Annotated in this window: 9 protein-coding genes and 1 pseudogene; 6 read left to right on the forward strand and 4 right to left on the reverse strand. The window is 52.6% G+C overall.

All coding sequences use genetic code 11. The features are described 5' to 3' along the window. Positions 1 to 367: 367 nt before the first annotated feature. Positions 368 to 1,780, forward strand: a complete 1,413-nt coding sequence (locus IAE36_RS02275) for a purine-cytosine permease family protein (RefSeq protein WP_060483143.1) — start codon at positions 368 to 370, stop codon at positions 1,778 to 1,780. Between the two features lie 9 nt (positions 1,781 to 1,789). Here IAE36_RS02275 and IAE36_RS02280 read toward each other — a convergent pair whose 3' ends face one another. After that, positions 1,790 to 2,494, reverse strand: a complete 705-nt coding sequence (locus IAE36_RS02280) for an NUDIX hydrolase (RefSeq protein WP_028633776.1) — start codon at positions 2,492 to 2,494, stop codon at positions 1,790 to 1,792. Between the two features lie 138 nt (positions 2,495 to 2,632). Between IAE36_RS02280 and IAE36_RS02285 the strand changes: the two are divergent. The 5 genes and pseudogenes from IAE36_RS02285 to IAE36_RS02305 all read left to right on the forward strand — a co-directional run. Further along, positions 2,633 to 2,944: pseudogene (locus tag IAE36_RS02285) on the forward strand (nicotinamidase); the annotation flags it as partial. Positions 2,945 to 3,314: 370 nt separating this feature from the next. Further along, a complete protein-coding gene (locus tag IAE36_RS02290) occupies positions 3,315 to 5,624 on the forward strand; it encodes a hypothetical protein (RefSeq protein ID WP_201198440.1) in 2,310 nt (769 codons plus the stop codon). Next, positions 5,611 to 7,683: an integrase gene (locus IAE36_RS02295; RefSeq protein ID WP_201198439.1), complete on the forward strand. Its 2,073-nt coding sequence runs from the start codon at positions 5,611 to 5,613 to the stop codon at positions 7,681 to 7,683. Before IAE36_RS02290 ends, IAE36_RS02295 begins: the two co-directional genes overlap by 14 nt. Continuing rightward, positions 7,676 to 8,314 (forward strand): hypothetical protein, encoded by a 639-nt coding sequence (locus IAE36_RS02300; protein ID WP_201198438.1) that lies wholly within the window; start codon positions 7,676 to 7,678, stop codon positions 8,312 to 8,314. The genes IAE36_RS02295 and IAE36_RS02300 overlap by 8 nt, the downstream gene beginning before the upstream one ends. Further along, a complete protein-coding gene (locus tag IAE36_RS02305; protein WP_201198437.1) occupies positions 8,311 to 9,771 on the forward strand; it encodes a tyrosine-type recombinase/integrase in 1,461 nt (486 codons plus the stop codon). Before IAE36_RS02300 ends, IAE36_RS02305 begins: the two co-directional genes overlap by 4 nt. A gap of 9 nt (positions 9,772 to 9,780) precedes the next feature. Here the strand turns inward: IAE36_RS02305 and IAE36_RS02310 are convergent, their stop codons facing one another. The 3 genes from IAE36_RS02310 to IAE36_RS02320 all read right to left on the reverse strand — a co-directional run bounded on the left by IAE36_RS02310 (position 9,781) and on the right by IAE36_RS02320 (position 14,166). Beyond that, positions 9,781 to 10,350: a hypothetical protein gene (locus IAE36_RS02310; protein ID WP_201198436.1), complete on the reverse strand. Its 570-nt coding sequence runs from the start codon at positions 10,348 to 10,350 to the stop codon at positions 9,781 to 9,783. 463 nt (positions 10,351 to 10,813) lie between these two features. After that, on the reverse strand, positions 10,814 to 11,311 hold the full coding sequence (locus IAE36_RS02315; RefSeq protein WP_201198435.1) for a hypothetical protein: 498 nt from the start codon (positions 11,309 to 11,311) through the stop codon (positions 10,814 to 10,816). A 572-nt stretch (positions 11,312 to 11,883) separates the two neighbouring features. Further along, complete coding sequence (locus IAE36_RS02320) at positions 11,884 to 14,166, reverse strand: KAP family P-loop NTPase fold protein (protein ID WP_201198434.1); 2,283 nt, start codon at positions 14,164 to 14,166, stop codon at positions 11,884 to 11,886. Between the last annotated feature and the right edge of the window lie 5 nt (positions 14,167 to 14,171).

Consider the following 14,171-nt stretch of genomic DNA (forward strand, 5'->3'; position numbering starts at 1 on the left):
TTGTCGCGCAATGGGAGGTGCCAGCTTAGCCGAAGCTGTTGCGCACGGGAATTCACCGGCGTGCCGCCGGCACAGCTGTTTTTTATGCCCTGTGTTGGCCCGCCACGCACCAATTCGGCCCATGGGCAAGCGGGCGCCATCGGGCTAGGGGCTCTGCAGCGGGGCCTTCAGGGCACTGGCACCCTTCTTGCTGCCGTCCACCGCTTAAGCTTTTGTCAGCCTTAGGTTTTTTAAGGTTTATGGGTACATATTTACTAATTTCTCGTTACCCCCGCGCCCCGCATCATCGCTCCAACAAGAACGCGTTGCCCTTCGCCGGCACGCCCCCGGGCAGTTCCCGATGCCCTACCTTGCCTTGGAGTCAGTCATGACCAGTGCAGCCAGCTCGGCCCCTCTCATCGAAAAACACACGATCGGCTATGTGCCCCCGCAAGACCGCCATGGAAAGGTAAGGGATCTGTTCACACTGTGGTTCGGCGGCAACATCGCGCCGCTCCCCATCGTCACCGGCGCCCTTGGCGTGCAACTGTTTCACCTGAACCTGGTATGGGGCATCGTTGCCATCCTGGTGGGCCACCTGGTTGGTGGTGTGCTGATGGCGCTGCATTCTGCCCAAGGCCCGCAAATGGGCATCCCGCAGATGATTCAAAGCCGCGCCCAGTTCGGTTCGCTCGGCGCGCTGCTGGTAGTGGTGATCGCCGGGGTGATGTACATCGGTTTCTTCGCATCCAACATCGTGCTTGCCGGCAAGTCCCTGCATGGCGTAGCCGAATCGGTGCCGGTGCCCGTGGGCATCGTCATCGGTGCGCTGGGGTCGGGCATCATCGGCATCATCGGCTACCGCTTCATCCACGTGCTCAACCGTATCGGCACCTGGGTGCTGGGCATCGGTATCGTAGTGGGCTTCGGCTACATTTTCAGCCATGTGCAGAGTGACGACTTCCTCACCCGCGGCGGCTTCAACCTGGCCGGCTGGCTGGCCACCGTTTCACTTGCAGCCCTGTGGCAGATCGCCTTTGCCCCCTATGTGTCGGACTATTCGCGCTACCTGCCGGCTGATGTGAAGGTCAGTTCGACGTTCTGGACCACCTACCTCGGTTCGGCCCTGGGCTCCAGCCTGTCCTTCATCTTCGGCGCAGTCGCTGTGCTGGCGATCCCGGCTGGCATGGACACCATGGAGGCGGTGAAGCTGGCCACCGGCAGCCTCGGCCCGCTGATGCTGGTGCTGTTCCTGCTCAGCGTCATCAGCCACAACGCTCTCAACCTGTATGGGGCAGTGCTGTCGATCATCACCCTGGTGCAAACCTTCGCCTACCGCTGGATCCCCACCGCCAAGAGCCGTGCGGTGCTTTCATTGATCGTGCTGGGCGCTTGCTGCGTGGCGGCGGTGTTCGCCTCGGCCGACTTCATCGGCCACTTCGTGGACATGGTGCTGGTGCTGCTGGTGGTGCTGGTGCCCTGGACGGCCATCAACCTCATCGACTTCTATGCCATTCACAAAGGCGACTACGACATTCAGTCGATCTTCCAGGTGGACGGCGGTATCTACGGCCGCTACAACCCGCAAGCCCTGCTGGCCTATGCGATCGGTATCGCCGTGCAGATCCCGTTCATGAACACCCCGCTGTACGTGGGCCCGATCTCCGAGCACATCAATGGCGCCGACCTGTCCTGGCTGGTTGGCCTGGCGGTCACCTCGCCGCTGTACTGGTGGTTGGCGAGCCGCGACAGCGCCTACCGTCGTCGCCAAACCAGCGCCAAGGTAGCACTGGGCCACTGACCGTACCGCTCAACCGCCCTCAGGCAACAGGCTGCGGTCGAACATGAACGGCCGCTCGCCCTGGGGCGTGTACTGGTACAGCTGCTGCGGCCGCCCCAGCCGCGGCTGATTCTTCTGCCCGGTGTCCCTCACCCAGCCCAGCTCGCGCAGGCGCTCCAGCCGCTTGCGCAGCGAGGTGCCATTCACCGGCTGCCCCAAGCACGCCTGCACAGCGCCCAGCGCATCCAGCACGGTGAACCTCTCCCCCATCAGGTACAGCGGCAGGCTGCTGTATACCGTCTTGGCGGCCAGCCGATCACGGGCACCCTGCACCAGCAGGTTGTGGTCGAACGGCAGTAGCACCTTGCGGTCAACCACGCTGCCCAAATCGAAGAAGCCCAGTTGCTCACCGTCCACCGCCTGTTGCGGGCCCAGCAATGCCAGGTAGCAGGTGCTAAGCGACCAGCCACGCGGGTCGCGGAAGGCATTGCCTTCGGTGCCCACCTGTTCCAGGTAGCAGGGGGTTACCCGGGCTTTTTCACGCAAGGCGCGATCGGCAGCGCCATCCAGGCTGGTGTCAGGGATGCGGCCATTGATGATGACCCCGGGCAATGCCCACTGGCCTGCATGGGGTTCACGCTCGCGGCGGTGCAGCAGTACCTGCAATTGCTGGCCATCGGGCGACAGGCGCAAGGCGACGATGTCGACGCTGGCCAGTACTTCGGCTGTACTCAAAGGGTGGCTCCTGGTTGATGGCCGTGATAATTCACCAGAGCTGTAAAGTAATGCAAGCTTAAAACGCTTATCAGATGCGGCTTGACACACATAATACACCAGGTGGATTATGTAGCCATTCCAGCGAGGAGATCCGCCATGAAGATCGCCAGTTTCGATGTCGATGCGCAAAACGGCTTCACCGCCAACGCCCCTCACGAGCTGCCGGTGCCCGACGGCGACGAGATCGCACCCGACCTCAACGCCATGGCATTGCGCGCTGACGTGCGCCTTGGCAGCAAGGACGCCCACCCGGCCAACGCCAGCTGGGTTGTGGCAGACCCTGCACACATGCCGCAACCGCTGAGCCTGGCCAACGCCGACCTTACCTGGGTCAGCCACTGCGTACCCGGCACCCCCGGTTTCGAGCTGCTACCGGGGCTGCCCGCCCCCATCGACTACGACTACTTTGGAACTTTTGTGGAATGCATGATCTTGTCAACTACGCCTGAATGCCCTATTGTACCTGACATAGAAGCAATCACAGCAAGGAGAAACCATGTTGACGACCATCAACAATAACCCTCAAGCCCACGTATTCCGAGGCCTAGCGACCAATCAAGCTTCGCGCCCGAATCAGATGGCCATCACGCCCTCCTTGCAGCTCCACCCACCAACCTCCTCTCTCGCCATAGCACCCTGCCGCTCCATACGCCCCTCCCACTGACCGCACCCGACAAATTCTGCAATCGGCTTGGCACCTCTAGCCGTTATCTGCACGGGGACAGCGCCTGCCTCGCACGGCCTCCCGCGCGCGCTATTTATATTGAGGAAGACAAAATTGATTATTGACACACACGACCGCTTGAGGGGCTACCAGCACCGCATCCTGCCCGAGGCTTTTGTGAACTTGATGAAGGAGCAGGCGCTTGCGCACAAGCAACCTAATTGCCCGACGGCGCTAAAACTCTTTGAGTGCTATTGCGATCTCACGCAAACCCCATTTAACTTCACGACGCTTTCACATGAAAAATTTAGAGGGATCATTCAAGGATTCGTCGGCGCATTACTTTCAGATAATTTTGTGAGCGGCACTTTCCCAACAAGAGATCGCTGGGTTAAAACCTTCACTAATACGCTATATTTTCTAAAAAAGAACATCCCCAGCATGCCAGACCCTATCGAAGCATCTTCAGTTTACAAAGACTGCAAGAAGGTGTGGCATGAGCAATCCCGTAACAACTTCCATTACCTGGATCAAATGGCCTTGCGTTATTGGCAAGGCTGGACGGTCACTTATGGTAACGGCACAGAGAACTCGCTAATTCTACAGCCACTATGGTTCTCTCATGGCCCGTCGTTTACGCAGAGCGTATACGAGGGCTGGAAAAATATGACAGCGAATTATTCAATCACCCCGTCAACCGAACTCAATCGTTTTGTAGAATTTATTGCGCGCAACAAAGATAAATGGACAGAAGACGCATTCCAAGACCCTGTAAAACTAAAATTCATGTTTATGGAATGGAAGCAAGAGTACATGCGCATCGGATTAGAGCAAGGCAGGAAAATGCTACAAGAAATTTGGAATATGTTCATCAATAAAATTGAAAGTGCATTCATCAAACCTGGCATTTGGGCAACTCCGTTCACTGTTCTACCACGCCAAACCGGGAGCGCCGTTGAAAACTTCGGAACTAAGATCAGAAAGAACAAGGACAATGAATTTGTCCAAGACCAACTGTTGACAGAAGTGCCGCTGCAAGTAACCGACAACCAGGCCATTGAGATCATCTTTAAAAAGCTTAAAGGCGACATCCAAGCTGTAAAATCTTGGGCACTAGCTCAAACGGAAGATTTGTACAATCGAGCGCAGCGACGCGTTTACTTAGCAAAAAAAGGCAAAATTTTGCTCCATGGCAAAAAAGATGGAGTATTTCCAGAATCTCTTGAAGACAAGTGCGCAACCTTTGAACACTGCGGAATGAGTGACAACACAGATCGTATTCGAGAGATTTTCGGCTACCACGCACTGAAAGAGAAGCTCGCGTACGACCTAGGCATTCCAACTAAATCAACTCTGCTGCCCTATCAGTGCTTGCTTGTCTCAGAACACCCGAAAATCACGCCGTTCTACCTCTACGGCCTTGAATTGTATAATAAACGGGGCGTATTGAGCGGCTTCTTGCCCACCGATCAAGGACACCAGCTTATTGGTTTCAAGGATCGCCGAGGCCCCGAACTTAGCGAGATCAAAGTTGACCTGACAGAAAAAAGTGCCAAATGGGTGCAGGAAATCATTGAAATTACTACACCATTGCGCACATTACTGCGCTCACGCAATGATGATAGGTGGCGAATGCTGTTTTTAACAACCGGCGCTGCATTTAGAAATCCATCGCCGGATGCAAATAGAAACCATATGGCAGGTATGAAGTCTCATCCAAAACTCGCCGCACGCATGATGAAGCAATTTGAGCCATTCGTAGAATTACGAGGCGAAGATTTGATGAGATTCGTTTCGCGCGTTTGCCCTTCCAGGGTAAGGGCGTCCTGCGGCGTAGCGGTATATCTTGAAACGCGCGATGTTAAAAAGATGTCAGAAGCGCTCGGCCACGCTAAACACTCCGCAGGTTTGCTTTCACATTACTTGCCAGAATCAATCCTTGCATTTTTTGAGTCACGGTGGGTGCGTATCTTCCAGCGCGGCATGATTTGCTTGGCGATGAAAGACAGTCCATTCTTCATTGAGGCAATGGGTTTCGCGACGATGGACGAACTCCACTCGTTCCTCGAAAACCATGCCATCAAAGAGATCCCCACACACATTGAGGATCCTGAGCACATCAACGATGTGACCAGTCGCCGCTCGCCCAAAGATAAAGCAAGCTCGATCATTAATGTGCAACAGATTTACATTCAAGTTGAGCCAGGCATGCTGACTACCCTGCTATCACTCGAAGAAGCTGTAAACAGCGCCATGGAGCCTTCCAGGGTTTCCGGAAAAGCTCGTTACTGGGCAGAGTTTTCTAAACTGGTGTGCGCAGAAATCGTTCGCGATAACGATGGCCTGCTGCAAAGCTACCTGGACACCGCCATGAAAAATGTCGACCCCGCTCGTATGGAGGCACTGATTTATGATGCCGCCTAACGCTAACACGCAGCTTGAACGCCTTTCTGAATACCTCGCAGATCCAGCGGCAATGTTCCGACATGCGCGATGGCTGCTATCGGATTTTAACTCCCCTATCTGGGAAATCAACATTGACACAAAAGCCAATCAATTTATTGATTGGGATGTCATGCTTGAGGATGGTTCTACCCTGCTGACCCCAAAGAACGCAGGCCTTATTGCAGGCCTCCGGACTTATTTGGTGGCCGTCACTAGAAACTCAACTGACATGTCGATCGAAACAAATTCGAACAAGTTCCAGCGCGTCGAATTTGACAGAGCATGTCACATTATCGATCACTTGCTGCTCAATAGCCATTACTACGAGCTCGGGAAATATGGACTGGAGGCACTAAACAAAGACCATCTTATTTCCATCCTCAAACGAACGTGCGACTTCGGAGATCCGGAAGGCTTTTTCGAATGGCAACCATCAGTGGGAAAGCTTGCTCAGGAGCTGATGAGCGTTACGCCGCCGGAGTCTATTGATCAAGTGTTGAGGGACACACCCGGCATTGAGGATGTCACCTTTGAGCAAGAAGATGAGAACCTTTTAGGCATCGCGCCGAGAGACCTCCCGCGCGCACGCGCTGCCTTGTTCGTTCACGGCTATATGCACAAGGTAGGAACGGTCTGGAAGCCAAATCATCTTTTACTTTCTGGGAAACTCTATAAGAACACATTAGTGCTTAAGACTCGACACCGAGGGCCTATCGATGCCTTGTGCTTCGGAGGTAAGCCTTCAAAGGTAATGCGTGAATACCCTGCAGTGGCTTGGTCGACCCGCGACGATGAGCTCCCCGCTTACGAAAGGCTAGCGAGTTATCAACGCACGATTTATAAGCTCGGCGTTCTGCATGAGGCAGCCCTTCCAGCCCCCCCGATCCTCGGTTTGAGAGAGACATTGCTTTATGAGCACAAGCTGGCTAAAGGAGGTAGGCATCGCTCACTCCCAAGCGCTGTAGCCCTAGGCGCTATGAGGAAGAGCATCGAGTTTCACTTGCAGCATGGCAAGCACCTGGTTGATAGCTTTTGTTTACTGGCGCTACACAGCGTACGCACAGGGAAACCGCCTGCCCATTTCAAGAACGACGCGCTTGCAAAAATCATCCGAAAGGAAACGACTCAGCTAGGCGTTGACCGCGCCGCCGCGCAGATCCCAACCACAAGACCGAGCCTGGAAGAGTACCACTCTAGATTTCGAGAGCACCCCAGCCTCATCGAACTTCTTAGGGTGTATATCGGATCCGTCCAGATCGTTGTTGGAGCACTGATGGCTCGCCGGGTAGGCGAGCTTAAAGACCTGAAGACTTTAGGGTGCCTTGATTCGTCCGAGCTCTGGTTGATGTTTCTCAATAGAAAAAGTACAAAAGGGCTGCGTGGACTTCGACAGCTTAAGGCACGCCCTATTGACCCGCTTGCGGCGCAAATGATTAAAAATTTGATTCGCATGCAAAAAATCTTGAAACGCATTGGTTACATTGACTCTATACACACACTTTTCGCAACCCCGTGCAGCAGAGGATCTAAGAACTTTTCCAACTCCACAAAAGAGATCTTCACAAAGAATCTTGACATTTTTTGTGATTTCTTTGAAATGCCCTTGAATGCTCAAGGTCAGCGATACTATATCCGACAACACCAGCTAAGAAGATTTTTTGCTATGCTATTTTTCCATACTAACAGTTTCGGCGGCTTGGAAACTTTACAGTGGATGCTGGCTCACACAGACAAGAGTCATGTCTGGCACTACATTACCGAAAGCTTGGATGGAGTGGCATTGATGGGCGCAAAAGCCCAGTTTGTCGCGGAGCAGATTCAACACGGCGACAACAAGAGCTATCAGAACCTTGAGAAATTACTTCAAGATCGTTACGGCACCGCAGATTTCGCACTTGTTGACGCGGACGAACTGGAAGACGAGATCACCGAGCTTTTGAAGGACGGTAGTGTTACTATTGAACCAGTTTTTTTCAACGACGAGAATGGCGAGCAAATGCGCGTGATTGTCAAAGTTATAGGTGATGATAATGAGTAAACCCAACGCATCATTCACCAGGAACGCTAATTCATTACTAGCGCTACGCGACCTGCTGCTGTTGATCATAAGGCAGCCAGCTCCGTTCGCTGAAAATGACATGCTTAAAAAGGCACTGAAAAGCCAAGCCGGGATAGCTGCACTTGAAATCAGCTTCGAGGATGACGGACAGGTCAAGCAAAAGGAGCGCTTGAGCGTAAACACATTAAAGTCTCATAGTGCGAATGTATTCGAGCAGGGATTTGAGGGGCTAGACGCGTTACGAATCGCTGCGCTTGACAAAATTGAAGAGTTCAATGAGAGGTTGAACGCCTCAAACAAGAGAACCAAGGTGGGTCTATCACAGCGAACCTTGGAATTGGAAGAGCAACTCCAGTACCAGCAGCGAATCAATATGGTTCTTTTGCAAGGTATATCCCACGCAATTGGCACCTTGCGTACGATACGACACGATGTGAAGCCGCTCCTACTTGAAAAGAGAGCCAAGGATCAGGTTGATGCGCTTTTAGCTTTGCTGACAATCAACCCGCCGCCGTTCAATGCCCCTTCTTTTGATACTCGAGCACAAGTCAATGACGTTCAGGACGATATCAAGGGCAATGTGGCAGAGTTGGATGACTATCGCAAATGAGAGAACTTCAAAAGCGAAAGCTGTACAAGTCACTGGATTCCTTGGTTCTTTACGGGCATTTTGCCATTGACAAGCTGGTCACTAAAGACGGCTCTGGCCTTCCATTCATCAACTGGCCAGATGGCAGAGCCTGCTGTATCGCTAACCTGTACATGCTGGCATTACGCGATCGACCAGGTAGAAATGGTACTCAAGGTCTTTCTAGGCGAGGCGAGGGCGGTGGCACAATTGGCGAATATGCTTCAAAGATCAGCCCTTTGATACGCTACGCGCATAAGACAAATACTGACTTCATTGACTTCAATGATGGTCATTTCTCAGAGTTTATTCGTGAAATGCGCGCAGAGAGATCATCTGAGAATCCTAATGTTCGCGCCCGCTCTGAAGCAACCCTTCTGGAAATAGGGCGCGTGTGCATTGATTTTCTACAGTTTGTAGGACGCCTACATGGTGACCCCCAGTTTGTTGCGCCGGGCGGGACAATTCGGGTGGAAGAAAAACAGCAGATAACTACGGGCAGAAACGGTCAGGCAGTCAAGAACATCTACCTCCACCATCATTCGCTGCCGGTTACTGGCCGACGCAAACATAGCCGAAATCCGATCACCGAGGAAGATATCCAAAAGCTTCGGAACTCCGTAAACAGTATCAGCTCGTCCAGGAATGTTCAGCTCAGGCGTAATCTTATGCTCTCACTCTACGAGCATACTGGAGCACGGCGAGGAGAGATTGGAGAGCTCCGCGTCGAAGACGTCAAGAATGCACTACGCCTGAAAAAGCCAATGCTTCGCATGATCACGCTAAAAAATGGCATGCAGGAAGAACGCTATATTCCAATATCGCGTGCAGTGCTGACCGAAGCTAATAAATATATCCAGATGGCCAGAGCCAAGTCCATGCGCAAGTACGGGAGGAAAGACCATGGCTTTCTGTTTGTCCAAGAGCTGACCGGTATACCACTACGCTCTGAGACGTTCAGTAAGGAAATCGGGCTACTTAGGAAGCATGCTGACATTGAGCATCAGGTTTGCGGTCATATGTTCCGCCATGCATTTATTACCAATCTCTTTGTATTGCTTATCAAGCGTCACAGATTCAAAAATCAGGATGACTTCCGTAATGCTTTCCTGAACACCGCCCATTTTATGGCCGATGTGATGATGTGGACGGGGCATCGTAGCGCTGCGTCTGTCGAACGCTACATCAACCTCGCTTTTGCGCGACTAGATGGCTACGAAGAAACTTCAAGTACCGTACACATCATTCGCGTGAACCGTACCTACGACCGAGCCGAGGAGGCGCTTCTGAAACAGCTGCAGGACGGACTCGATGCAGCTGAGTACGTGATGAGGCTGCAAGAGCTGAAGCGCCAGCGTAAGGCCGATCTGCTTGATGAAGCCAAGTCGGGCACAGAAGCTTTGAAAGCAATCCAGGAGACGTACCTCGAGGACGAATAGAGGCAATGGTCACAGCCCCAGATCGCGAGCCAGCGCAAGCTCGCGATCCTCGTCGCTAGCGTGACCATCCGCAGTCAGCTTTCGCATGAGTACCTGCGTAAAGTCGCCCCAGCCCATTGAGCTAAGTTTCAGCTCCGCTATCGCCCTTTCACCTTGACCAACATTAACCTCGTAAAGCGCTGTGCAAAGTGCCACAACCGCCGTATAGGGCTCCTCATCGTCACCCTCCTCCATGCTTGTACGAGCAGTACCTCGCATCGCCGGACTGAAGATGGGGTCTAGCGATTGTCCCTGAATGGATTCTAGAAAGAGCGCATTCAGCTCCATTTCTGTGTAATGCGCGCCGGCTAACCTCCAAACACGGTCAATGGTGCGTAGCGAAAATTTGCTCTGAACTCCCCCCACCAACACGAGTTGCTGCGCGGCTTCTGGAATCAAGCACACCAACCAAGGCTTACGCTCGCCTCCTGCCTCGTTAGGGAAACCTTCAAGATCTACCAAATCCAGAAAGTCTGAGACAGCAATGAAGTAGTCCGATCGAAGCTCCTCATAGCATTGTTCAGATGCATTCACATCCATAGTAACCATCCATTTTATGCTCGGTGATTCGCTTGGTGACCTGCAGGTGCAGTTGGGGCGCATCCTCTCATGCTTGCCGCCTTCGGCCAACCGCCCTGAGCGACTCAATGATGGTTCCCTCGCCCAGTCCCCATAAGCAGTCACAATCGGAACAGTCCTCCGACGATCACGCTACCTACCTAACACGGTATTAAAGACCCTACACAGTCGCCGTGAGCGGTGGTCAGCTAGGCAGCGGCCCCAAAAGCCCACGCGTGACGACTCCCAGGAAAAATAACCATTAGCTCGCCAAGAGCCCAGACACAGGGAAACGCCACAGGCGTCATACGAGACGAAAGTGTCCGCGACGCGGGAGAAGCCTCGCCACGGATCTTCTGAACCTTATCAACGCCTGCTCTGCCAGCGTCTGCCTCCGCATCAAAACCGCGATCCGCAACAAATCACGTTGTGCCCGGCTACTGATTTATCCCTTTCGCATGCTGCCGATAACCTTAGAAATAGCATCTGCAGCATCGTAGATGCTCGGAGGCACAGAGGTATCGCTGGAGAGCTCACTGAACACCAGGTTCTCGAATTTTGCGAGCGTTGACTTGTCCATCTCCTGAGAGTTGCGCGCATAATCACTCGCAAACGCACACATTTGATGCCTCAAATTTAGCTGTAGCAATTGATGCTTTACCAAGGCCCACTGAGAGTAAATTATCCTGAAGTAATAAAGGATTAACACCTCGAGGGCGATAGAGAACACCAACGACGCGATGGCATCCACCTTATACACACCCGAAACAAGAGTTGTTAACTTATCCGAATTCCCCATTATCAAATAAACGAACGGTATGAACGCAGCCAGGCACCCCACTGACACAAGCGCCAAAAACGTCTTCTCTAGTTCCTTATTTTTAGCTTCCAGCAGAGTCGTAAACGCCTTCGCCAAGCCAAGATAGTTATTTTTGCCAAGCACCCCTTCATATCGCCTCTCGCTATCAGCAACGCGCGTTTCCCAGTCTACAAGCCCTCCTTCCCAGGCTTCGACCTTACCGTGTACCTCTCTGATCTTCTTGAGCCCATTCTCGTAAGGAGCAAGTACAAATTTTAATGGAACATCGAACCTTATTTAGTCAATTTTCTTGTATTCGATTTGCGGGTACTTTTGATCAAGGTAAAAACGAACTATCGAATGCTCATTAAAGTTATGAAACCCACCATAGCTTAGATTTCGGAGGAAGGAAGCGATTTCAAAATGAAGCTCCTTGAGCGAACCCTCATTCAACTCCCGCAAAAGCCTTTGCTTTATTGAGTCAAAAGCCGAGTTAAAATAATCATCCCCCCTGTCGAACGACATTAGCTCCAAATCGGACTCAACTAGAGTTATGATTTCGCTTACCATTGCTCTCAAGTATTCACTCGACACTGAAGAAACGAATGTCTCGTTGAGTTTTCGCAGACGAATCAAGCATGAGCTGCGCTCATCCTGAGTGAGAAACATTGTATTGCTCCGACCTTTGAGTTTATTTAAGTATTAGTTGATCGCTATCACTCGAACTCCTGAGGCATGCTGCTTGATTCGCCGGCATCCTCAGGCGATTGCTCTTCAGCGATAACAGCTCGATGTATAAATGCGAATTGATGAGCCGTTATCTTCGCTGGCTCTCCATCCTGATAATAATCTGGATCGTCCAGCTCGCCCCCATAGCGAGCACGAAGATTATCGAATATGTAGCCTGGCGAAATAATAGAGGCGATACTGTTGTAGTTTTCTCGGCCCAGATCCGACCTAACCGGTAAACCACTTTCTACTTCCCATCCTTCCCCGATGTAGGTATCAAGAAAAACATCGACCATTGCTGGATCTTTATCAAAGATCGCGCGCAAGCCCGCTTCGATTTCTTCCTGAGTACCTCCCAGTAGCCAGCGCCAGTAGAGGTGCGGTGCGTCTTTCCCTTCCTGGATGAATAGAGGCATAGCTTCATTCGCGTCGCGAATTCGACACGCGAACATATGGTAGAGCCCCTCGTTCGCGGCATCTGGGAGCACTCTGCGCTCTTCTGGCCTATCTTTTGAATGAGTTAGCCAGCGAAGGCATTCCATACCCATGACCAGCGGAGAGGCCGATCCGAGTACGGCCTCTACAGCTGCTTGTCTCTCCGATAAGGGGATGCGCCTGATGAGATGACAAATCAGGATTCCAGCCGACGTCATCGTCCCCCCCATGACAAACGCACCGCGCTCGCGTGGAAGCAGATCACCATTGCTCGCAACGGCAGTCGCGATGGCTAACGCTGAAGCTCCATCCAGAGTATCCGTTCGGTTCCGAAGCGCTTGGATCAATTTCGGCATCGCACGCATGGTGTATGCGCTCAACAGGTCGCGCTGCGAGCCAGCATCGGCCACGACGAGAGCATCAATCAAGTTAGCAATACTTCCGTCCGACACCTCCCCTGCAGGCACCCCGTAAACAAAATAACGTTTGAAATACCGGTTGGAGCAAATTCTTTGTTCATCAGCCCACTGCTTCTCCCAATCTCCACCGTAAAGCGTGTTGCCGATACGTGGAAATAGTGGTGTCAAAAGGCGCTCTCGCAACTGATTTCTTTCTTCTGATGTAGTATGAGGCATTGCACCTTCGAGGATTTGATCAACGGCGGATGGCGCTCTCTCCAAACCTCGCAAACCATCTCGTGACTCACCTTGCAAAAATAGCTGAGGGTTATCACGAATGGCCGCGTGCAGCTTCGGACACACGACCCTCAGCCCCTCAACAAGCATGAATTCTGCAATATTGACTTCACCTTTAACGAGAGGGAGCGCAAAGAGGAGAGCGTTTGTGTACAGCTTCGCAACTCTCGGTGTTTCGAACCGTGACTCAAGACCGTCGACAAAATGGCGGGTGAACACATGGACTTGACGCTGATCGAGGACAATCCCAGCTTGCTTAACGGCGTGATCAACGCCTTCGAAGGTTATTTCACGTAAGCTAATTTGGTCAGCGGGCGGCAGGTGCAAAGGCACTTGAATGATCTTTTCCAGGAAAGCCCGACCTGCTTCTTGCCCTCCATCACCGTAGCGATCACCCAGCGCAGCAGCAACGACTTCGTCATCGAAGGCCAGAACGTAGCTGGTGTATTTGAAGCTTGCGGAGAGCTTTACCAGCTTGAAAATCGCATGGGTTTCTTGCCTGTCCAGTCGGTCGATGTCATCAATCAAAATGACCAATCTTTTCCCGCTCTGACCTAGAAGCGCGTCAATCTGATCTTTCAGCTTGTCGAGACTGACCTTGGATAATGACTCTCCGATCTGCTTCGCTGCTTCACCAGGATTGATCTCGACTCCCGGAACGGTGACCGAAATCACCGATAGAATTCCGCCGTAAGACTCAAGCAGCGCTGCCGCTTTTTCTTTGAATGCCGGCTCCTTACCCAAGGCTGCAGTCATGGTGGCGAAGAACCCGCGCAACAGCGCATCCTCGGTAGAGAAGTGCCAAGGATTGAACCGAATGGTGACGATGTGGCCGTGCTCTTCAAGCGACTCCTCCATCATCTTGAGCACCGAGGTTTTCCCGTCCCCCCAAGGCCCGAACAAGCCGATGACAATGCTGGAGGGATCGCGACGCTTGGCGATGGTGTCAGCGATACGCACTGCGTAAGGCGCTCGCCCGAACCGATCTTGAAGCTTCGACGAAATGGGCTCGTCAGAGAAGTACTGATCACTATCGTCATCGTTCAGTTGCTCCTGCCCCACCTCTTCAGCAGCAGGCGCATCCGAAGAAGGCGCCAGGCTTTCAGTAGACGAGCCGAAAAGCTTGCGAAACCAATTCATGCCAC

Source organism: Pseudomonas sp. S36 (assembly GCF_016647875.1).
GTDB classification, from domain to species: domain Bacteria; phylum Pseudomonadota; class Gammaproteobacteria; order Pseudomonadales; family Pseudomonadaceae; genus Aquipseudomonas; species Aquipseudomonas parafulva.